The sequence below is a fragment of the Sphingobium sp. B2 genome (assembly GCF_007693735.1).
GTDB classification, from domain to species: Bacteria; Pseudomonadota; Alphaproteobacteria; order Sphingomonadales; family Sphingomonadaceae; genus Sphingobium; species Sphingobium xenophagum.
Window position 1 is genome coordinate 240,216 of record NZ_VDBZ01000001.1, and the last position, 19,644, is coordinate 259,859.

Genomic DNA, 19,644 nt, shown 5'->3' on the forward strand with positions numbered 1-19,644 from the left:
AACAGTAACGCCCAGAATCACTTGCCCCTTTTCCTTACGTTTATTTGACTTAAACCAAATATTGCGTATCGGATGCCTGCTCGACTGTGGGGGTTATGGGGGATGGCGTCACGCGCCACGAATGGGGATGAATGGGCAGACCTGTTTCTGTCCGCCGCGCTGGACCCGGAAAACTGGGACAGGGCGATCAGGGCGATGGCCGCCGCGACCGGGTCGCGTCATGGCCAACTGATCGGCTTTGGTCCCGGCGCCAGCAGTTTCAACTGGATCAGCGACATTGATGACAGCATCGTCGCTAAGACCGCGACGATCGACCAGTCCCGACCTGACCTGAATTATCGCGTCGCGGCTGACGCTTTGCGCGACAGTCCGACCATCGTCCACGAAGCGCAATATGATGTGGCGCGCCAGTCGCTGCGCGCGGACGACTATCTCGACCTTTGCGCCGATTTCGACATTTTCAATGGCTGTCAGACCCGCCTTCTGGCGGGACGGGAAGGGATGATCGGGCTGGCGTTGCTGCGCGACAGCAAGGATGGGCGCACAACCCAGGAGCAGCGCGACCTGTTTGGCGCGATTGCCCCGCACGTCCGCACGGCCGTGTTGCTTCAGCGCGCGATCGAGCAGCAGGGATTTGCGCTGTTGTCCGGTACGTTCGAGGCGATGGACCGCGCCTGCTGGCTGCTCGATGCGACCGGGCGGGTTGGGGGCATAACCCCGCGCGCCGACGCGCTGCTGGCCACCAGCCGCATTCGCGTCCGTGATGGCTGGCTGGCCAGCGAACGGCCCGATGAAAGCCGCGCCATCGCCCGCGCGGTTCGCGCCGTGATAGACCCGCCTGGCCGCGCTGCCGATCCGGTCGCGCTGCGCGATGATAGCGGGGGCGTGGGCATCATGCTGGAATGCTACCCCTTGCCCAGTCGACCCTGGGCACTGCCTTTCGCGCCGCGCGCCATCATGATCGCGCGGGTTGGCGCGCCGACGGACCGGCACGTCCAGCTATTGATGCGGACATTCGGCCTGACCCCGGCCGAAGCAGACATCGCCATCCGGCTGGCGGCGGGCCAGTCCCGCGCCGACATCGCGGCGGCGCGCGGCGTATCGGCCGAGACGTTGAAGGTGCAACTGCGCAGCATCTACGACAAGACCGGATGTCGCCGGGAGTCGCAACTTGTGCGGATCGTCGGCCTGATCAGCCATTGACGGCATCCCTTTCGGCGCGCCTGCACTGTCCGAAGGGATGAGAACCTAAGTCTAATTTTCCTGTCCGTTCGGACCCGCCACTCTCCTGCTTCGGCCGGGGGGAAACCGGCGTCACGAACGGGAGGATGATATGAAAGGGACGTTGCGCCTGATGAGCGCGGCGGGAGCGCTGCTGCTCGCCGCCACCGCTGCACCGGCCATGGCCGGCACCACGGCCGATCTGCTCAAGCGCCTGCATGAAAAGGGCATCCTGACCGATGAGGAATATCAGGAGCTGCTGAAGGGCCAGAGCGCAGAGGCCGCGCAAGCGCCGCCAGTCACCCCGGATGCGTCGGGCGGCAAGCCGCTGGTCCGCATGGCCGACAGCGGTGTGGGGCTGCAAATGGGCGATGTCACGCTCAAATTCTCCGGTTCGGTCAATGGCTTTTACGTCCATGACAATGGCGAGGCGCCCAATGCGACCAACACCGTCGTCGGCGGCGTGGCGACGGTGGGCGGCAACAGCTCGGCGATCCGCAATGGCCTGCTGCCCGGCTTCTTGAAGGTCGAGGCGATGACGACGCAGGGCGGCTGGGACGTCGGCGCGCATTTCGGCATGTATCCCGGCATCAATTCGGTCAATTATGCCGCGGGCGGCGGGGCCAACAGCCCCGGCAATCCCCGCGCGCTCCAGACCGCCGGGATCGACTTTCGCCAGACCTATCTGACCTTTGGTCGGGCCGGTTTTGGTGAAGTGAAGATCGGCCGCGACATCGGCCTGTTCGGGTCCGAAGCGATCCTCAACGACATCACCCTGCTGTCGTCGGGCACGCCGGCAGGCAATGTCGCCCCGTCCAACACGACGCTGGGACGGATCGGCACTGGCTATATCTACACCGATTTCCAGCCGCAGATCACCTATACCACGCCCAATTTCAACGGCTTCACCGCCAGTGTCGGCATTTTCGAGCCCTTGTCCTCGCTCACCGGCCCGGCGGAATCGAACAAGCAGCCGGGCTTTCAGGCGAAGTTCGTCTATGACGGCAAGCTGGGCGATGTTGCGACGCGGCTGTGGCTGTCGGGGATCAGCCAAAAGCATAATGTGATTGCGGGTCCGGACTATACCGGCTGGGGCTGGGACGCGGGTGCCAAGGTCACGTTCGGGCCGGTCACGCTGGTCGGCACCTATTATGATGCGTCGGGCCTGGGCACGACCGCGCTCAACCTGTTCGATACCGATGGTCTTGGTAACCGGCGCGACAGCCATGGCTTCTATCTGCAGGGGTTGGCGACGTTCGGCAAAATCTCGGTTGGCGGCAGCTACGGTGAAAGCCATCTCGACTATGCCAATGCCGCAGATGCACTGGCCAATCCGCTGCTCGTGGACAAGAATGGCAGCTGGGTCGGGCAAGTGCGTTACGGCCTCAACAGCTGGGTGACGCTGCTGGGCGAATATGTTCACACGACGTCGAAAGCGCATAATGGCAATGAGGCCAGTTCCGACGCGCTGGCGGCCGGGGCGATCCTGTTCTTCTGACAGACTGGTCGACCCAAGGAACAATGTCACGGGGCGGGGACTGCATCCTAGAAAGGGTGCGGTCCCTTTCCGTTTGCAAAAATGCTGAAAAATCAGGACAGGGGGCGCCGAGGGGATTGTCATGAAAACCACCATTCTGCCCGCCTTGCTCTTGTCCATTCCTACAGCCGCGCTGGCGCAGGCGCCGGACGATGCGGGGGATACGCCGTCGATCATCGTCACTGGCACGGGCCTGTCGCTGCCGCCCGGCACTCCGGCCTATGGGTCTGTGGTGATCGACCGCGCCCGGTTGCAGGACAGCGCGTCGGGCCGGATCGAAAGCGTGCTGGGCGATGTCGCTGGTTTCCAGCAGTTCCGCCGGTCCGACAGCCGGTCCGCCAACCCTTCGGCGCAAGGCGCTACCCTGCGTGCGCTGGGCGGCAATGCGTCCAGCCGGACGTTGCTCCTGCTGGACGGCGTGCCGATGGCCGATCCCTTCTTCGGCTATATTCCGTTCAACGCGCTGGTGCCTGATCGGCTGTCGGTCGTGCGGGTGACGCGCGGCGGGGGTATCGGCGCATTTGGTGCAGGGGCGGTCGCGGGCACGATCGAACTGGCGAGCGCCACGCGCGATCAACTGCCGACCTTTGCCGCGAGCGCCTTTTATGGCAGCCGCGATTCGACCGAATTGTCCGCCAGCCTGACGCCGGATCTTGGCAGCGGCTATGTGTCGCTGTCCGGGCGGTGGGACAGGGGCGACGGGTTCCAGACCACACCCAAGGGACAGCGCGTCGCCGCAACCGTGCCCGCCGCCTATGACGGATGGTCCACCAACATCCGCGCGGTCGCGCCTGTCTCCGCGAACGCCGAACTGCAATTTCGCGCAACCCTGTTTGAAGATAAGCGCACGCTGCGTTTCGCCGGTGCGGACAGTATGAGTCAGGGGCAGGACGCCAGCATCCGCTATATCAATCGCGGGCCGTGGCAGGTCGATGCGCTGGCCTACATACAGGCGCGCAATTTTTCTAACATCGTCATGTCGTCCTCGACCTTCCGCAAGTCGCTAGACCAGCGCAACACGCCCTCGACCGGCCTTGGCGGCAAGATCGAACTGCGCCCGCCCGTCGGTGGCAACCATCTGCTGCGCGTCGGTGTCGACACCCGCTTCGCCACCGGCGACATGTTCGAGGACGCCTTCAACGCGAATATCGCCAGCAACCCGGCGACCTTCCGCCGCCATGCCGGGGGTAAGGAACTGACCAGCGGTATCTTTGTCGAGGATGACTGGACGATTGGCAAGCTGGTCCTGACCGGCGGGGTGCGGGCCGATCGCTGGTCGATCCGCAACGGCTTTTACCGGCAGGTCAGTGCGACGACCGGGGCAGTCACCAACAGCGCCTTTGCCGACCGGTCCGACTGGGAAGTGTCGGGCAGGGTCGGCGCGCTCTACCGGGTGACCGAGGCGATCGCGTTGCGCGGCGCGGCCTATAGCGGCTTCCGCCTGCCGACGCTGAATGAACTCTACCGTCCGTTCGTAGTCTTTCCGATCACGACGCAGGCCAATGCCGCGCTGACCCCGGAAAAGCTGAAGGGGGCGGAAGCAGGCATCGACCTTACGCCCGCACCGGGCGTCACCCTGTCGGCCACCGCCTTCTATAACCGGCTGGACGACGCCATCGCCAATGTCACCATCAATGCGACCACCCGCCAGCGTCGCAATGTCGACCGCATCGTGGCGAAGGGGATCGAACTGACGGCGGCAGCGGCGCTGGGGGACATGCGCCTGTCCGCCTCCTACGCCTATAGCCATAGCAGCGTGCACGCGACCGGTGAGCCATTTGACGGCCTGACCCCGGCGCAAAGCCCCCGCCATGCCGCCAGCGCGACCATTGCCTATAGTCCGGCGCAGGGGCCGACCCTGTCGACCACGCTGCGCTATGTTGCCAAACAATATGAGGATGACCTGCAAAGCGACGTGCTGCCTGACGCGCTGACGCTCGATGCCATCGCACGGCTGCCGGTCGGCCATGGCGTGACGCTGGTGGCACGGGGCGAAAATCTGTTCGACGAGAAGGTTGTGACCCGCAATGCGGGCGGGTCCATGGACCTGGGCACGCCGCGCACGCTGTGGATCGGCATCAGTTTCGCCAACTGACAAGCCGGTCTTACGGCAATCATGCATGATCTTGTCTGCGTCGGCAGACCGGCTATGGCTGTGTCATGACAGAGCAGGGCAATTGGGCGATCGGGGCCGACGTCACGATCGCGGACGTGGCCGACCGGGCGCAGGTATCCATTCGCACGGTCTCCCGCGTGATCAACGGATCGCCCAAGGTCAATGCCGAAACCCGCGCGAAGATAGTGGACGCGATCGCGGCGCTGGGTTTCCGCCCCAGCGCGCGTGCGCGGGGACTGGCGACCGGACGCTCCTATCTGATCGGCATGATCCATAATGACGGGAATGTGCTGGTGCTGGGCGACGTGCATCGCTGCGTCGCGAACGAAGCGACCGCACAAGGCTATGAAGTCATTGCCCACGCAACCCTGACGGGTCAGGACGGTTCGGTCGAGGATGTGCTCGATTTCGTGCGGCGCTCCCGCGTCGATGGCGTCGTCATTCTGGCGCCGGTCTCCGGTGTGCCGGGCCTGGCTGACGCCCTTCGGACCCTGGGCATCCCGGCGGTGGCGCTTGCATCGGTCCGCCTGCCCGGATTCGACGCCATGCTGGTATCGGGCGAACGCCATGCGGCCGTGCGCGTGGCCGAACATATCGTGGCGCTAGGCCATAGGCGCGTGGCGCATGTGTCGGGACCACCCGCAATGCTTTCGGCGCAAGAGCGACGCGCGGGTTTCCGGTCCGCCTTGGCGGCTGCGGGCGTGGCGTTGGTGGGCGAGGAGGCAGGCGATTACAGCTTTGAGTCAGGCGTGGCGGCGGCCGAGCGGTTGCTGTCGATCGACCCGATGCCGACCGCGATTTTTGCCGCCAATGACATCATGGCCGCAGGCGTGATCAAGGTAGCTGCCTCGCGCCGTCTGGTGGTGCCGCGTGACCTGACCGTCATAGGATTTGATGGCAGCCTGTTGGCCAGGATGATCGTCCCGGCGCTGACGACGGTGCAGCGGCCCATGGGGGAGATGGCGCAGATGGCCGCCCGCTGTCTGTTCGATATCATCGCCAAACGGTCTGTCGACACACTGATCGAGGTCGACCTGCCGCTGCTGATCGCGGAATCGAGCGCACCGCCGCCCGCCTGACGGCAAGTTCATGTCGATGTCCGGGGGAGAAATGGTGCTGCCGGTGAGGATTGAACTCACGACCTCAGCCTTACCAAGGATGCGCTCTACCACTGAGCTACGGCAGCACTATTTCATGTCCGCGGGCCTGTTCGGCCTGCGGAGCCGGGCCTATGGCTGTGCGCGCCGCCCTTGTCAAGGCGGGTTGCGGCGGATGCCACATTTTGCTTAAGGCCATGCCATGACGAGCGAACAGGATGACCGCAAGGCGCGGCTGGCGCAGGCGTTGCGCACCAATCTGCGTCGGCGCAAGGCACAGGCGCGGGAAATCCTGCCTTCGCCGCCCGCGCCCGATGGCCCCAAGGATTAAAGCGGCGCGCAGGCGCTCTCCAGCCACGCCTTCGCATCGCCATCCAGCTGCGGCCCGACGACCGACAGCACCTTGGCATGATAGGCATCGACCCATGCCCGCTCGCCGGGGCTGAGCAGATCGAGCGCGATCAGATGACGGTCGATCGGGGCGAAGGTCAGCGTTTCAAAGCCCAGCATCGGCTTTTCCGCGCCCGCAATGGCCCGTTCCTCCACCAGCACCAGATTTTCGATGCGGATGCCATATTCGCCCGTCTTGTAATAGCCAGGCTCGTTGGACAGGATCATGCCTGCTTGCAACGGCTCGTCGCCGCCGCCGAACGTCGCGATCCGCTGCGGTCCTTCATGCACTGACAGGAAGCTGCCAACGCCATGGCCGGTGCCATGGGCATAATCCAGACCCTGCGCCCAGAGGAACTGCCGCGCCAATATGTCGAGCTGCCCGCCACGCGTCCCCACCGGGAACACCGCGCGCGCCAGGGCGACATGGCCTTTCAGCACCAGCGTGAAACGCTCCTGCATCTCGCGGCTAGGCGCGCCGATCGCCAGCGTGCGGGTCACGTCGGTCGTGCCGTCGCGATATTGGCCGCCCGAATCGACCAGATAGAGCGTGCCCGTCTCGATCGGGCGGTTGGTCTTTTCCTCGACCCGGTAATGCACCACCGCGCCATTCGGGCCGGCCCCGCTGATCGTGTCGAAGGACAGATCCTCCAGCAGGCCGGTTTCCTTGCGGAACGCTTCCAGCCGGTCGGCAGCGGTCATTTCGGTCTGGCCGCCCTTGGGCGCTTCCACGGACACCCAGTGGAGGAAGCGGCTCAAGGCTGCGCCGTCACGGGCCTGCGCTGATTTGTGCCCGGCAATCTCGATCGGGTTCTTGATCGCCTTGGGCAGGATAGCAGGATCGCGCAGCGGCAATATGGTCGCGCCGCCGCTGTCGAGCGCCTCGAAGATCGCCGCCACCGCCCGTTCGGGATCGGCCACCACGCTTTTGCCCGCAAAGCCCGCCAGCGCATCGGCAAAAGCGGCGCGATCATGCACCCGCACGGCATTGCCCAGATGCTTGGCGACGGCTTCGTCCATCTTTTCGGGCGCGACATACAGGTCCGCAGTCGCGTCGGCATGGACGATGGCATAGGCGAGCGCGACTGGCGTCCGGTCCACATCCTTGCCCCGGATGTTGAAGGTCCAGGCGATGGAATCCAGCGCGGAGAGCACCGCGGCATCCGCCTTTTTCCCGACTAGCCAGTCAGCCATCGCCTGCCGCTTTTCCGCCGCGCTCTGCCCGGCATAGCGATCGTCATGGACGACCAGCCGCGCGTCGCTGGGGGCAGGGCGGTCGGGCCACACCAGGTCGATCGGGTTGGTGTCCACCGCCACCAGCGTCGCGCCCTTGTCCGCCAGTGCCGCGCTCGCCTGCTCCACCCAGGCACGGGTATGGAGCCAGGGATCATAACCGATCCGCCCGCCCGCCGGGGCATGGGCCTTCAGCCAGTCCGCGATGGAGGTTTGCGGGACGCTCTCATATTGCCACAGCGCGCCGTCAACCTGCTCGCGCACCTGCAACGTATAGCGGCCGTCGACGAAGATTGCGGCCTGTTCCGGCAGCACCACGGCGCTGCCCGCCGACCCCTGGAACCCGGTCAGCCAGGCGAGGCGCTGGGCGTAGGCGCCGACATATTCGCTCATATGCTCGTCGGTCAGCGGCACGACGAAGCCGTCCAGCCGGTCGCGCGCAAGCTGGTCGCGCAGGGCGTTGAGACGGTCTTGATAGGTGGACATTCATGCTTCCTTGCGTATCGGCCCTCTTGCGCAGGCCATAATGACAACAACATAAGCAGGCTGTGGCCTATATGCCAGCGCTCGCCTTGTTCTCGCAGATGGATAGTGAATGACCGTAAACACCATGTCGCCCGTTGCCGCTCCCGTCGCACTAGCGCGGCCGCACAGCATTACCCATCATGGCATCACCGTCAGCGATGATTATGCCTGGCTGCGCGATCCGGGCTATCCCGATGTCAAGGACGCGGACGTGCTGGACTATCTGGCGCAGGAAAATGCCTGGTTCGAGGCGGCGATGGCCCCGCACAAGGGGCTGACCGACGCGCTGTTTGCCGAGATGAAGGGGCGCATCAAGGAAGATGACAGTTCCGTTCCGCAAAAGGATGGCGACTATATCTACTGGCGCGCATTCGAAACCGGCGCGCAATATCGCAAATGGTATCGCAGGCCCGTGGCCGCCAAGGACGATGGAAGCGCTGACCAGCTGATACTGGACGAACCGGCGCTGGCGCAGGGCCATGACTATTTCCGGCTGGGCGCGATGTCGGTCAGCCCGGATGGCCGCTATCTGGCCTATGCGATCGACAATGACGGGTCGGAACGGTTCGAGGCGCGGATCAAGGATCTTTTTACCGGCGAGATTTTGCCGGAGTCGATCCCCGACACCCTGTCATCGCTGGTGTGGACGTCCGATAGCAAGGGGCTGCTCTACGGCCTCGCCAATGAAAACTGGCGGACCGACAACGCCCGGCTGCACTGGCTGGGGCAGAGCGTCGAGTCCGACGTCGAACTGTTCCACGAGGCCGATGAGGGGTTTCGCGTCTCGATCGGCCTTACCTCGTCGGAAAAATGGATCGTCATCGCGACGGGCGATCATGTGACGACCGAAGCCTGGCTGATTCCCGCCGACAATCCGACCGCGCCGCCCCTGCTCGTGTCCGCGCGGCAGGCGGGCCGGGAATATGATGTCGATGAACATGAAGGCACGCTCTACATCAGGACCAACGACACCCATCCCAATTTCCGACTGGTTACAGCCACGCTGGCAGCGCCCGGTCAATGGACGGAGGTGATCGCGCCCGATGCACATTTCTACCTGACCGATTTCACCCTGTTCAAACGCTTCTACGTCACGGAAGGGCGGCTGGACGGCCTCGATCAGATCGAGCTGCGCGATTATGCGACGCACATGCCCAAGCGACTGCCATTCCCGGAGGCAAGCTATTCCGCGTCGCTGGATGACAATCCCGAATATGACGTGACGGTTCTGCGCATCGGCTATGAATCGATGGTCACGCCCGACACGATTTTCGACTATCATATCGCGCAAGAGCGGTTCGAGCTGCTCAAGGTACAGGAAATTCCGTCAGGCTATGACGCAAGCCGCTATGCGACCGAGCGACTGATGATCCCGGCGCGCGACGGCACGCAGATTCCGGTGTCGATCGTCTATCCCGCCGGTTTGCCGCGCGATGGCAGCGCGCCGCTGCACCTCTATGGTTATGGCGCCTATGGCATGGCGATGGAGCCGGGTTTTTCGACCGGGCGGCTGTCGCTGCTGGATCGCGGCTTCGCCTTCGCCATCGCCCATATTCGCGGCGGCGATGATCTCGGCCAGCAATGGTATCTCGACGGTAAGCTCGACAAACGCAACAACACCTTCACCGACTTTGTCGATGTGGCCAGGGGGCTGATCGACCTTGGCTATAGCAGCAAGGGACGGATCAGCATTTCGGGCGGCTCGGCGGGCGGCGAACTGATGGGCGCAGTCATCAACAGTGATCCCGATCTGTGGGGCGCGGTGGTGGCGCATGTGCCCTTCGTCGATGTGCTCAACACCATGTTGGACGAAACGCTGCCGCTGACGCCGGGCGAATGGCCCGAATGGGGCAATCCGATCGAGGACAAGGCAGCGTTCGAGACGATCCTGGCCTATGACCCCTACGCCAATGTGAAGGCGCAGAGTTATCCGCCGCTGATGGTGACCGCCGGGTTGAACGATCCGCGCGTCACCTATTGGGAACCGGCCAAATGGGTGGCCAAGCTGCGCGCGACCAAGACCGACGACAATGTCCTGCTGCTCAAGACCAATATGGGCGCGGGCCATGGCGGCAAATCCGGGCGGTTCGAGAGCCTGCACGAAAGCGCGGAGGAGTTTGCCTTCATTCTGTGGCAGATGGGGATGGCTGGAGCGTGATATTTTTCCAAATCCGTTCGGTTCGGGCAGCTTCAAGCGAAGTCGAGAAGCGCCCGACAAGAACAAAGGTGTCGAGAATTGTTCTCGACAGGCTTGAACAGAACGGAGGATAGAGATGGCTTCGTCCTACACCACCCAGATCACCGCCCAGCCGGCCGACATCGACATACTCGGCCATGTCAACAATGCGGTCTGGGTCCAGTGGATGGAGCAGGTCGCGACCGAACATTGGACCCATGATGCTGATCCGGCGCATGTCGAAGCCTATGTCTGGGTCGTGACCCGTCACGAAATCGACTATCGCGGCAATGTGGCGGAGGGCGAGACGGTGACGGCCCGTACCTGGATTCCCGATGCCCCCCGCGGCGCGCGCTTCGACCGGCTGATCGAATTCAGCGGCCCTGATGGCAAGGTGAAGGTCACGGCCAGATCCACCTGGGCGATCGTGGACAAAAGCACGGGCCGCATATTGCGCGTGCCGCCGGAGGTGGCGGCGAATTTTGTGGATTGATGGGCGGGGGGCCACTGCCTTCGCTCGAAACGAACGGATAAAAGGTTTATTCCCGCACCACCTCAAACACATCCCCAACCCCCGGTTCGACCGGCATATCGTCCCGCTCGGCCGCCTGCCGGTTCCACATCACGGCATAGAGGCCGTCCGCCCGCACCAGATCGGCGTGGCGGCCCCGTTCGACGATGCGGCCCTGGTCCAGCACGATGATTTCGTCGGCGTCGACCACCGTGGACAGGCGGTGCGCGACGATCAGGGTGGTGCGTTTGCGCGCAATGTTGCGCAGCACATCCTGAATTTCATTCTCCGTCCGGCTGTCTAGCGCGCTGGTCGCTTCGTCCAGTACCAGCACTGGCGGGTCTTTCAGCAGCGTGCGGGCGATCGCCACCCGCTGCTTTTCCCCGCCTGACAGTTTGAGGCCCCGTTCGCCCACGCGCGTATCATAGCCCATCGGCAGGCCGAGGATGAAGTCGTGGATCGACGCGGCTTTGGCTGCGGCCTCGATCTCCGCCTGGCTCGCGCCCTCGCGGCCATAGCCGATATTATATCCTACCGTGTCGTTGAACAGCACCATGTCCTGCGGCACGATGCCGATCGCCGCGCGCAGCGACGCCTGCGTCACGCTGGCTATGTTCTGCCCGTCTATGCTGACCTGGCCCGATTGAATATCGTAGAAACGGAACAGGATGCGCGCGATGGTGGATTTGCCCGCGCCCGACGGCCCCACGATCGCCAGCGTCCGCCCGGCAGGCACGGTGAAGCTGACATCGTGCAATATCTCGCGTTCGGGATCATAGCCAAAGCGTACATGATCGAACCGCACTTCGCCGCCCGATGCGATCAGGGCAGGCGCGCCGTCCATGTCGGCAATCTCCTGCTGCGTGTCCATCAGCCTGTACATCGCTTCCATGTCGATCAGGCCCTGCCGGATCGTGCGATAGACCATGCCGAGCAGGTCCAATGGCCGGAATAACTGCGCCAGCAGCGTATTGACCAGCACGACATCGCCGGTGGTGAACTGCCCGCGGCTCCACCCCCACACGGTATAGGCCATCGCGCCCGCCATCATCAGGTTGGTGATCAGCGACTGGCCGATATTGAGCCAGGCCAGGCTATTCTCGCTCTTCACCGCCGCCTGCGCATAACGGCGCATCGCCGTGCCGTAACGGCTGGCTTCGCGTTCTTCCGCGCCGAAATATTTGACCGTTTCGAAATTCAGCAGGCTGTCGACGGCATGGGCGACAGCGCTGGTGTCCATGTCGACCATGTCGCGGCGCAACTGGTTGCGCCATTCGGTCACGGTGCGGGTGAACCAGATGTAAAGCGCGACCATGGCCAGCGTCACGACGACCAGCCATGCACCGAACTTCACGAAGAAAATGACGCAGACCGCAATCAGCTCCAGCACGGTGGGCGCAATGTTGAACAGCAGGAAATAGAGCATCGTATCGATGCTCTTGGTCCCGCGCTCGACAATCTTCGTGACCGCGCCCGTGCGCCGGTCGAGATGGAAGCGCAGCGACAGGCGGTGCAGGTGAACGAACACATCGTCGGCCAGCCGCCGCCCGGCTTCCTGCCCGACCTTTTCGAACACCGCATTGCGCAGATTATCGAACAACACGCTGCCAAAACGCGCGCCCGCATAGACCGCGACCAGCGCGATCGCCAGGCTGGCGGCCGGTTCCATCCCCGGCACCATCCGGTCGATCGCGGCCTTGTAGGCAAAGGGCATGGCCAGGCTGATGACCTTGGCCGCCAGCACGCACAGCATGGCGACGACCACCCGCCGTCGCAAAGCGGGCGCATCTGCCGGCCACAAATAGGGCAGGAACCGCCGGAGCGTCGCCCAGACGGGAGGCAATGGCGCGGATGTGGGCATGTCAGGCGGCATAGGCGCTATGTAGAGCGCGGCGCCAGATTATCCAGCGGTGGTTTAGAGGGTGCGATAACACACTCCTCCGTTCGTTTCGAGCGAAGTCGAGAAAGCAATGCACAGCGTTTCTCGACTTTGCTCGAAACGAACGGCTAGTTTGGAAACGGCATACCCCTACCGCCCGAATTTCTTTTGGGTCTTGCCATAGCGCAACTTCCGCGTGCCCGGCTTGCCTTCGGTCGCGCGTCCCTTGGGCGCTGCCACCTGTTGATCGTGCGGCAGGCCCAATTCCTCCGCCTCCAGCTTGCGGATTTCGTCCCTGATCCGTCCCGCTTCCTCAAATTCCAGGTCAGCGGCGGCGGCGCGCATCTTCTTTTCCAGATCCTCGATATAGGCGCGCAGATTGTGGCCAACCATGTGGGGCCGGTCGGCATCGCCGGTTTCCACCAGCACGCTGTCCTTGTTGGCCACATGAGCGATGATGTCGCCGATGTTGCGCTTGATCGTCGTCGGCGTGATGCCATGTTCGCGGTTATAGGCTTCCTGCTTCTCACGCCGCCGCCCGGTTTCGTTCAACGCGCGTTCCATGCTGCCGGTGATCCGGTCGGCATAGAGGATCACCCGCCCGTCCACGTTCCGCGCCGCGCGCCCGATGGTCTGGATCAGCGAGGTTTCGGAACGCAAAAAGCCTTCCTTGTCCGCGTCCAGAATGGCGACCAGCCCGCATTCGGGAATGTCCAGCCCTTCACGCAGCAGGTTGATGCCGATCAGCACGTCATAAACGCCAAGCCGCAGGTCACGGATCAGTTCGATCCGCTCCAGCGTCTCGACATCGCTATGCATGTACCGGACCTTGATTCCCGCCTCATGCATGAATTCGGTCAGGTCTTCGGCCATCCGCTTGGTCAGCGTGGTGACCAGAGTGCGATAGCCATTGGCCGTGACCTTGCGGCATTCGTTGATCAGGTCGTCCACCTGATCCTCGACCGGCTTGATCTCGACCGGGGGGTCAATGAGGCCGGTGGGGCGGATCACCTGTTCGCTGAACACGCCGCCGGTCTGCTCCATTTCCCATTTGCCGGGCGTGGCGGAGACGCTGACCGTCTGGGGCCGCATGGCGTCCCATTCGTTGAAACGCAGCGGACGGTTGTCGATGCAGGACGGCAGGCGGAAGCCATATTCGGCCAGCGTGATCTTGCGCCGATGGTCGCCGCGCGCCATCGCGCCGATCTGCGGCACGGTCTGGTGGCTTTCATCCACGAACAGCAGCGCGTTTTCGGGGAGATATTCAAACAGGGTCGGCGGGGGTTCGCCGGGCAGACGGCCGGTCAGAAAGCGGCTGTAATTTTCGATCCCCGCGCATGATCCCGTTGCTGCGATCATCTCCAGGTCGAAATTGGTTCGCTGCTCCAGCCGCTGCGCCTCCAGCAACTTGCCCTCGCTCTCCAGCTCCTTGAGCCGTTCGGCAAGTTCGAAGCGGATCGCCTCCATCGCCTGCTTCAGCGTCGGGCCGGGGGTGACATGGTGGCTGTTGGGAAAGACTTTCACATAATCGAGGCTGGCGACCTTCTTGCCGGTCAGCGGGTCGAACTCGACGATGGCCTCAATCTCGTTACCGAAAAAGGATATGCGCCAGGCTGTATCCTCATAATGGGACGGGAAGATTTCCAGATTGTCGCCCTTCACCCGGAAATTGCCGCGCGCAAAACCTGCGTCGTTGCGCTTATATTGGAGCGCGACCAGCTTGCGGATGATCTCGCGCTGATCCTCTATCCCGCCTTTCTTCATGGAAAAGGTCATGGCCGAATAGGTTTCGACCGAGCCGATGCCATAGAGGCAGGAAACGGACGCGACGATGATGCAGTCGTCCCGTTCCAGCAGCGACCGCGTGGCCGAATGGCGCATCCGGTCGATGCTCTCGTTTACGCTGCTTTCCTTCTCGATATAAGTGTCCGACCGCGCCACATAGGCTTCGGGCTGGTAATAATCATAATAGCTGACGAAATATTCGACCGCATTGTCGGGAAAGAAGCTTTTGAACTCGCCATAAAGCTGCGCGGCGAGGATCTTGTTGGGAGCCAAGATCAGCGCCGGGCGCTGCAACGCCTCGATCACCTTGGCCATGGTGAAGGTCTTGCCGGAGCCCGTAACGCCCAGCAGCACCTGATCGCGCTCGCCTGCCAGTGCCTGTTCCACCAGTTCGGGGATCGCGGTGCATTGGTCGCCCGATGGCTCATAATCGCTCACCAGCTTGAACGGGCGCCCGCCCTCGCTCTTGTCCGGTCGCGCGGGGCGATGCGGCACGAAGCTGGTTTCGGTGTCGGGCTCGTCGAGCGTGGTGCGGATCTGGATGGCCATGGGGGCAATATGGGGTGTTTGCGTCAGGACGCAATTGACGTCAGGGCTTCAACTCGAACGCGCCATTGGGCGGGGGTGGATAGATGACAGGCTTGTCACCGAAACGCGCGCGCAGGGCTTTGCGGCGGCGCTCTGGATCAATCTTGTCAACATTCACTTCTTCTGGATATTTCATGCTGACGTGAAATTTTTTGTCGACGATGGCATATTCCAGAACCGACCAGCGCATATTTGGCGCTTCCGGTTCGAGATACCAGGCCTTAAAGAGAAGGTCAGACAAATAGGCATCTGTGGGATCATACCAGCGCACCAGATCGCCTTCATCCTTGAAAATACTGGGTCTGACCCATCCGTCACCAATTTCCGCATAGAGGAATATGCCGTCAGGATCACCACCAACGATATGAGCAAGCTCGTGCCCAATGTCGTTCATAATTGGTCCGAGCAAATCCAATTTATCTTCCGGCATGTGCTTTGCCTTTCGCTTCGTTGTCGAAGTGTTGAATATTTGGCTCTCCGTCCACATACCATTTGACGGTAAGGCTATAGGGTCGTTTGGATGTTCCGTCATATAGCGGAACGATATTTACGGTGACTTTCTTTCCCGCCCGTAAGTCTTTGGCCCAGCCATCTTCCATGGCGCGATAGGCGCCACGGTGGAAATTCCGGTCCTGGGCGAAATGGTTGACGCTGTCGCCGGGACCGTTGAAGCGGGCAGCGATAAAATGACCGCCATCATCGCCCGGACGGCGATCTGGCTGACCCGCCTGAGCCTGAGCACGCCGTGAGCGCGCGGCAATCGGGCCGTCTGTAAGCTCAGCGACGACTTCCCTCGGTCGCGCAATGACATCAATATGGAAATCATAGCCATTCTTCGTCTCCTTGCGCCAGTTGTTGTCGAGGATCTGGCTTTCCAGCGACGGTGGATCAGCGGGGTCTGGCGGTGATTGTCCGCCATGCGTATCCATATAATGCGCCAAGGCCAGAAACTGGTTCTTGGCGGCCCGTCCGGCGTCCAGATAGGCCTGATGCCCATCCATTTCGGGGAAAATTTTGCAATGTCGCACCGGCTTGATATGCTCGGCTATCCACGGCCCAGCCCATGCCGACGCGATGAGGGGATAAGCGATGATCAGAGCTGTATTTGCCGCCGCCACCATGACCTTGCTGCTCGCTGCCTGCGGCGACAAGCCCGGCGACGCGCCAGCCAATGGCGGCGCGTCCATGACCAAGGAAGAGGTCAAGGCTGCGGTCGACAAGGTGCAGTTGAAGGCGGGCCAGTGGGAAGGGCGCTTCACCGTGCAGGATATCGACCTGTCCAACATGCCCGGCGCGCCCGCTGGCATGAAGGACCAGATGAAGAGCATGATGAGCCAGACGTCGCTCAAATATTGCGTCACGCCTGAAGAAGCGGCCAATCCCAGTGGCGAGATGTTTTCCGGTCAGGAAAACAAGGATTGTACCTATCAGGGCTTTGCCGTCAGCGGTGGCAGCGTGAAGGGGCAGGTGTCGTGCAAGGCGGATGGCGGCACGATGCAGGCCAGCATGTCGGGCACCTATGGGCAAGAGGCCTATTCGATGGACATGGACATGAAGATGGCGGGTGGCCCCAATGGCGCGGCCATGGCGATGAAGGCACGTTCCGAAGGCAAGTGGATCGGCCCTGACTGCACCAAGGCGGAATAAGTCTCCACGCATTTCCGCTTGCGCTTTGTGCGCGACGGGTAGAGCCTCTGGCCTGTTCCGACCAAGAGAACAGGGGAGAGGTTATGCGAAAGACCGTGCTGGCGGGGATGCCGCTTGCGATCATGCCGCTCGTAACGATGTTGGCCCTTGGTGGCTGTAGCGAACCGGCCCCGGCGCCGGAAGTCGAGGAAACGCCGATCCTGATGCAGGCGGGCGAGTGGGTGCTGACCCGCAAGACCACCGGTTACAACACGCCGACCGTCACGCCGGAGCAATATCAGGCGGCGCTCAAGCAGACGAGCGAGGATAAGGTCTGCCTTTCGGTCGATGCCGAAGGGTTGCCGGACGTTGCGGCAATGGCGGGCAAGGATGGCACGGACTGCACCTATAAGGACAAGATGGTCCGCAAGGGCCGCATGATCGCAACCCTGGCCTGTACGGCGGGCAAGGGCACGTCGGAAATTGCGCTGGAAGGCAATTATACCGCTGACACGCTGACGCTGGGCGAAACCATGACGCAGTCGGAAGGCGGCGGCGCGGTGCTGCGCGCGACCTATGACCTGTCGGGCAAGCGGGTAGGCGACTGTCCCAAGGGTTGACGCCGGGCAGGGCGCTATTCCAGCGCCCTGATCGCGCGCCAGTCGCACTGTCGCTTGCGCTTTGATCCCTTGTCCTGCGCCACGGCGGCGTAGGGCGGCACCAGCAGCGACTGGCCGATCCGCAGCGGGGCGAAGCGCTGGCGCTCTATGCCTTCGCACGCCAGGAACAGGTCCAGCATACGGGGCGGCGTATTCCATTGTTCGTAGGACAGGTGGAACGTCCCCCAATGGATCGGGATCGCGGTCGACGCGCCCAGCCGTTTGAACACCTCCACCGCCTGTTGCGGGCCGATATGCGCGTCCGACGCCATCTGCCCTTTCCAGAAGCGGAACGCGCCGATGGGGATCAGGGCCAGCCGGATCGGGCCGAAGCGTGCGGCTTCATAGGGCCAGCCCATGTCGCCCGCGCCGGTGTCGCCTGCAAAGAAGATGTTGCCCGCGCGGGTCTCGATCAGAAAGCTGGACCAGAGCGCGCGGTTGCGATCCGTGCCCCAGCGGCTGCCCCAATGATGGTTGCGGGTCACATGGACGCGATAGTCGGGGCAATGTTCGTAATTGCCGCACTGGATCACTGCCTGCGGGGCAAGCCCGTTGAGAGCCACGCCGCTGACCGACTGGCCCCAGTCAAGTGCGGTCGACGGGATGCCGTGCGCCTTCAATATGGTGTCATTGCCCAGGCTGGTGACGATCCTGGGCCGGTCGCGCTCCCACAATCGCTTCAGGGTCGGCAGGTCCATATGATCATAATGATTGTGGCTCAGGACGATCAGGTCGATCCGGGGCAGATCATCGAAGCGGACGCCCGGCGGGGCGATCCTCTTGGGGCCGAAGGGGGGCAGGGGGCTGGCATGGTCCGACCAGATCGGATCGGTCAATATGTTGATGCCCGCCGCCTGCACCAGCACCGTGGCATGGCCCACCCATGTCGCCACCATCCCGCGCGGCGCCGCGAAGGGCGCGGGGCGGGCGGGCTTGACGACGATTGCGTCGGGCCATTGTGGCCGGTCGTCATGGCCCAGAAGCCAGTTGGCGATAAAGCCCCGTCGGCTCGTCCCCGGCGGGGCGGGCACGTCGATCACGCCATCGGGATTGAAGAAATGCGCGCCGTCATAATGACGGCTCACCGGCCCTTCATAATAGATGCGGTCGAGGAAGGGCGGCACGATCGTAACGGCCAGGCACAGGGCGACCATTGCAAACAGCAATGTCACCCCGATGCCCTTCACGAATTTGGCAATCACTCCGCCGCGATGCCCGCCGCCTTGAACATGTCGGGATCGGTTGCTTCGTCCGCATTGGCGGGCGTTGCGCGGGTCTTGCGGCGGTCGAACGCGTCCCAGACCTCGTTCCACTGGCCGCGCGTCGCGCCCTTTGAATATTCGGTCGCGCGGGTTTCAAAGAAGTTGGCATGTTCGACGCCATTGAGCATCGGGGTCAGCCAGGGGAGCGGATGCTCGTCGATCATGTAGATGGGTTTCAGGCCCAGCTGGCCCAGCCGCCAGTCGGCGATATAGCGGACATATTTCTTGATGTCCTTGGGCGTCATGCCCGGCACCGGACCCATTTCGAACACCAGATCGACAAACGCATCCTCGATACGAACGGTTTTCTGGCACATGTCCATGATGTCGTCCTTGACCGAAGAGGTCAGGCACTGGCGTTCGGCGCAGAAGGCGTGGAACAGCTTGATGATGCCCTCGCAATGCAGCGTTTCGTCGCGGATCGACCAGGTGACGATCTGCCCCATGCCCTTCATCTTGTTGAAACGCGGGAAGTTCATCAGCATCGCGAAGCTGGCGAAGAGCTGCAACCCTTCGGTAAAGCCGCCGAACATGGCCAGCGTGCGGGCAATATCCTCGTCCGTGTCGACGCCGAACTGTTGCAGATAGTCGTGCTTGTCCTTCATCTCCTTATATTGGAGAAAGGCCGAATATTCGCTTTCGGGCATCCCGATCGTGTCGAGCAGATGCGAGTAGGCGGCGATATGGACGGTTTCCATGTTGCTGAACGCGGTCAGCATCATCTTGATCTCGGTCGGCTTGAACACGCGGCCATATTTTTCGTGGTAGCAATCCTGCACTTCCACGTCCGCCTGGGTGAAGAAGCGGAAAATCTGCGTCAAAAGGTTGCGCTCATGATCGGACAGCTTCTGCGCCCAGTCACGGCAATCCTCGCCCAAAGGCACTTCTTCGGGCAGCCAGTGCAGCTGCTGCTGCCGCTTCCAGAACTCATAGGCCCATGGATATTCGAACGGCTTGTAGACTTTGGAGGCTTGGAGAAGGGACATGGGGGTTACTCCTGCGGCAATGACCGCAAACTAAAAAACAGCATGATCGACCG

16 protein-coding genes and 1 tRNA gene are annotated in these 19,644 nt (G+C 62.7%); 9 read left to right on the forward strand and 8 right to left on the reverse strand.

The annotated features are described in order from the left end of the window. Positions 1 to 102: 102 nt before the first annotated feature. The 4 genes from FE851_RS01210 to FE851_RS01225 all read left to right on the forward strand — a co-directional run bounded on the left by FE851_RS01210 (position 103) and on the right by FE851_RS01225 (position 5,953). The gene (locus FE851_RS01210) at positions 103 to 1,203 is read left to right on the forward strand and encodes a helix-turn-helix transcriptional regulator (protein ID WP_145199153.1); all 1,101 of its coding nucleotides are present in this window, start codon (positions 103 to 105) and stop codon (positions 1,201 to 1,203) included. 130 nt (positions 1,204 to 1,333) lie between these two features. Next, the gene (locus tag FE851_RS01215; RefSeq protein WP_019052292.1) at positions 1,334 to 2,719 is read left to right on the forward strand and encodes a porin; all 1,386 of its coding nucleotides are present in this window, start codon (positions 1,334 to 1,336) and stop codon (positions 2,717 to 2,719) included. 121 nt (positions 2,720 to 2,840) lie between these two features. Then, a complete protein-coding gene (locus FE851_RS01220; RefSeq protein WP_145199155.1) occupies positions 2,841 to 4,853 on the forward strand; it encodes a TonB-dependent receptor plug domain-containing protein in 2,013 nt (670 codons plus the stop codon). Between the two features lie 65 nt (positions 4,854 to 4,918). Continuing rightward, entirely contained in the window at positions 4,919 to 5,953 is a 1,035-nt protein-coding gene (locus FE851_RS01225) for a LacI family DNA-binding transcriptional regulator (RefSeq protein ID WP_145199158.1), read from the forward strand. A 32-nt stretch (positions 5,954 to 5,985) separates the two neighbouring features. Here the strand turns inward: FE851_RS01225 and FE851_RS01230 are convergent. Further along, a tRNA-Thr gene (locus FE851_RS01230) sits at positions 5,986 to 6,060 on the reverse strand. A 113-nt stretch (positions 6,061 to 6,173) separates the two neighbouring features. Here FE851_RS01230 and FE851_RS26625 point away from each other — a divergent pair. Beyond that, a complete protein-coding gene (locus FE851_RS26625) occupies positions 6,174 to 6,302 on the forward strand; it encodes a hypothetical protein (RefSeq protein WP_261370822.1) in 129 nt (42 codons plus the stop codon). Here FE851_RS26625 and FE851_RS01235 read toward each other — a convergent pair. Beyond that, positions 6,299 to 8,080: an aminopeptidase P family protein gene (locus FE851_RS01235; RefSeq protein WP_145199160.1), complete on the reverse strand. Its 1,782-nt coding sequence runs from the start codon at positions 8,078 to 8,080 to the stop codon at positions 6,299 to 6,301. The two genes, FE851_RS26625 and FE851_RS01235, sit on opposite strands and share 4 nt — an antisense overlap. A 109-nt stretch (positions 8,081 to 8,189) precedes the next feature. Between FE851_RS01235 and FE851_RS01240 the strand changes: the two genes are divergently transcribed. Both FE851_RS01240 and FE851_RS01245 read left to right on the forward strand, forming a co-directional pair. After that, positions 8,190 to 10,277 (forward strand): S9 family peptidase, encoded by a 2,088-nt coding sequence (locus tag FE851_RS01240; RefSeq protein ID WP_145199163.1) that lies wholly within the window; start codon positions 8,190 to 8,192, stop codon positions 10,275 to 10,277. A 115-nt stretch (positions 10,278 to 10,392) separates the two neighbouring features. Next, a complete protein-coding gene (locus FE851_RS01245; protein WP_019052298.1) occupies positions 10,393 to 10,788 on the forward strand; it encodes an acyl-CoA thioesterase in 396 nt (131 codons plus the stop codon). A gap of 46 nt (positions 10,789 to 10,834) precedes the next feature. Here FE851_RS01245 and FE851_RS01250 read toward each other — a convergent pair whose 3' ends face one another. The 4 genes from FE851_RS01250 to FE851_RS01265 form a co-directional block, all read right to left on the reverse strand. Continuing rightward, positions 10,835 to 12,679: an ABCB family ABC transporter ATP-binding protein/permease gene (locus tag FE851_RS01250; RefSeq protein WP_145199166.1), complete on the reverse strand. Its 1,845-nt coding sequence runs from the start codon at positions 12,677 to 12,679 to the stop codon at positions 10,835 to 10,837. Between the two features lie 156 nt (positions 12,680 to 12,835). Continuing rightward, positions 12,836 to 15,019, reverse strand: coding sequence for an excinuclease ABC subunit UvrB (gene uvrB, locus FE851_RS01255; protein ID WP_017184280.1), 2,184 nt, complete (start codon positions 15,017 to 15,019; stop codon positions 12,836 to 12,838). A gap of 40 nt (positions 15,020 to 15,059) precedes the next feature. Beyond that, positions 15,060 to 15,488, reverse strand: a complete 429-nt coding sequence (locus tag FE851_RS01260) for a hypothetical protein (RefSeq protein ID WP_145199169.1) — start codon at positions 15,486 to 15,488, stop codon at positions 15,060 to 15,062. Then, a complete protein-coding gene (locus FE851_RS01265) occupies positions 15,475 to 16,179 on the reverse strand; it encodes a DNA/RNA non-specific endonuclease (RefSeq protein ID WP_145199172.1) in 705 nt (234 codons plus the stop codon). The genes FE851_RS01260 and FE851_RS01265 overlap by 14 nt, the downstream gene beginning before the upstream one ends. On the opposite strand from FE851_RS01265, the gene FE851_RS01270 reads away from it, so the two are divergent. Together FE851_RS01270 and FE851_RS01275 are read left to right on the forward strand one after the other, a co-directional pair. Continuing rightward, a complete protein-coding gene (locus tag FE851_RS01270) occupies positions 16,148 to 16,705 on the forward strand; it encodes a DUF3617 domain-containing protein (RefSeq protein WP_261370823.1) in 558 nt (185 codons plus the stop codon). The two genes, FE851_RS01265 and FE851_RS01270, sit on opposite strands and share 32 nt — an antisense overlap. Positions 16,706 to 16,788: 83 nt before the next feature. Continuing rightward, positions 16,789 to 17,304 (forward strand): DUF3617 domain-containing protein, encoded by a 516-nt coding sequence (locus tag FE851_RS01275; protein ID WP_145199175.1) that lies wholly within the window; start codon positions 16,789 to 16,791, stop codon positions 17,302 to 17,304. A gap of 14 nt (positions 17,305 to 17,318) precedes the next feature. Here the strand turns inward: FE851_RS01275 and FE851_RS01280 are convergent, their stop codons facing one another. After that, on the reverse strand, positions 17,319 to 18,497 hold the full coding sequence (locus FE851_RS01280; protein ID WP_186378843.1) for an MBL fold metallo-hydrolase: 1,179 nt from the start codon (positions 18,495 to 18,497) through the stop codon (positions 17,319 to 17,321). A 44-nt stretch (positions 18,498 to 18,541) separates the two neighbouring features. Continuing rightward, on the reverse strand, positions 18,542 to 19,591 hold the full coding sequence (locus FE851_RS01285; RefSeq protein ID WP_145199182.1) for a ribonucleotide-diphosphate reductase subunit beta: 1,050 nt from the start codon (positions 19,589 to 19,591) through the stop codon (positions 18,542 to 18,544). Positions 19,592 to 19,644: the final 53 nt, after the last annotated feature.

Bases quoted from the DNA above. Each gene is read 5' to 3' on its own strand.
- FE851_RS01210 (WP_145199153.1), top strand. From the start codon at position 103: ATGGCGTCACGCGCCACGAATGGGGATGAATGGGCAGACCTGTTTCTG.
- FE851_RS01215 (WP_019052292.1), top strand. From the start codon at position 1,334: ATGAAAGGGACGTTGCGCCTGATGAGCGCGGCGGGAGCGCTGCTGCTC.
- FE851_RS01220 (WP_145199155.1), top strand. From the start codon at position 2,841: ATGAAAACCACCATTCTGCCCGCCTTGCTCTTGTCCATTCCTACAGCC.
- FE851_RS01225 (WP_145199158.1), top strand. From the start codon at position 4,919: ATGACAGAGCAGGGCAATTGGGCGATCGGGGCCGACGTCACGATCGCG.
- FE851_RS26625 (WP_261370822.1), top strand. From the start codon at position 6,174: ATGACGAGCGAACAGGATGACCGCAAGGCGCGGCTGGCGCAGGCGTTG.
- FE851_RS01235 (WP_145199160.1), bottom strand. From the start codon at position 8,080: ATGTCCACCTATCAAGACCGTCTCAACGCCCTGCGCGACCAGCTTGCG.
- FE851_RS01240 (WP_145199163.1), top strand. From the start codon at position 8,190: ATGACCGTAAACACCATGTCGCCCGTTGCCGCTCCCGTCGCACTAGCG.
- FE851_RS01245 (WP_019052298.1), top strand. From the start codon at position 10,393: ATGGCTTCGTCCTACACCACCCAGATCACCGCCCAGCCGGCCGACATC.
- FE851_RS01250 (WP_145199166.1), bottom strand. From the start codon at position 12,679: ATGCCGCCTGACATGCCCACATCCGCGCCATTGCCTCCCGTCTGGGCG.
- uvrB (WP_017184280.1), bottom strand. From the start codon at position 15,019: ATGGCCATCCAGATCCGCACCACGCTCGACGAGCCCGACACCGAAACC.
- FE851_RS01260 (WP_145199169.1), bottom strand. From the start codon at position 15,488: ATGCCGGAAGATAAATTGGATTTGCTCGGACCAATTATGAACGACATT.
- FE851_RS01270 (WP_261370823.1), top strand. From the start codon at position 16,148: ATGATCAGAGCTGTATTTGCCGCCGCCACCATGACCTTGCTGCTCGCT.
- FE851_RS01265 (WP_145199172.1), bottom strand. From the start codon at position 16,179: ATGGTGGCGGCGGCAAATACAGCTCTGATCATCGCTTATCCCCTCATC.
- FE851_RS01275 (WP_145199175.1), top strand. From the start codon at position 16,789: ATGCGAAAGACCGTGCTGGCGGGGATGCCGCTTGCGATCATGCCGCTC.
- FE851_RS01280 (WP_186378843.1), bottom strand. From the start codon at position 18,497: ATGGTCGCCCTGTGCCTGGCCGTTACGATCGTGCCGCCCTTCCTCGAC.
- FE851_RS01285 (WP_145199182.1), bottom strand. From the start codon at position 19,591: ATGTCCCTTCTCCAAGCCTCCAAAGTCTACAAGCCGTTCGAATATCCA.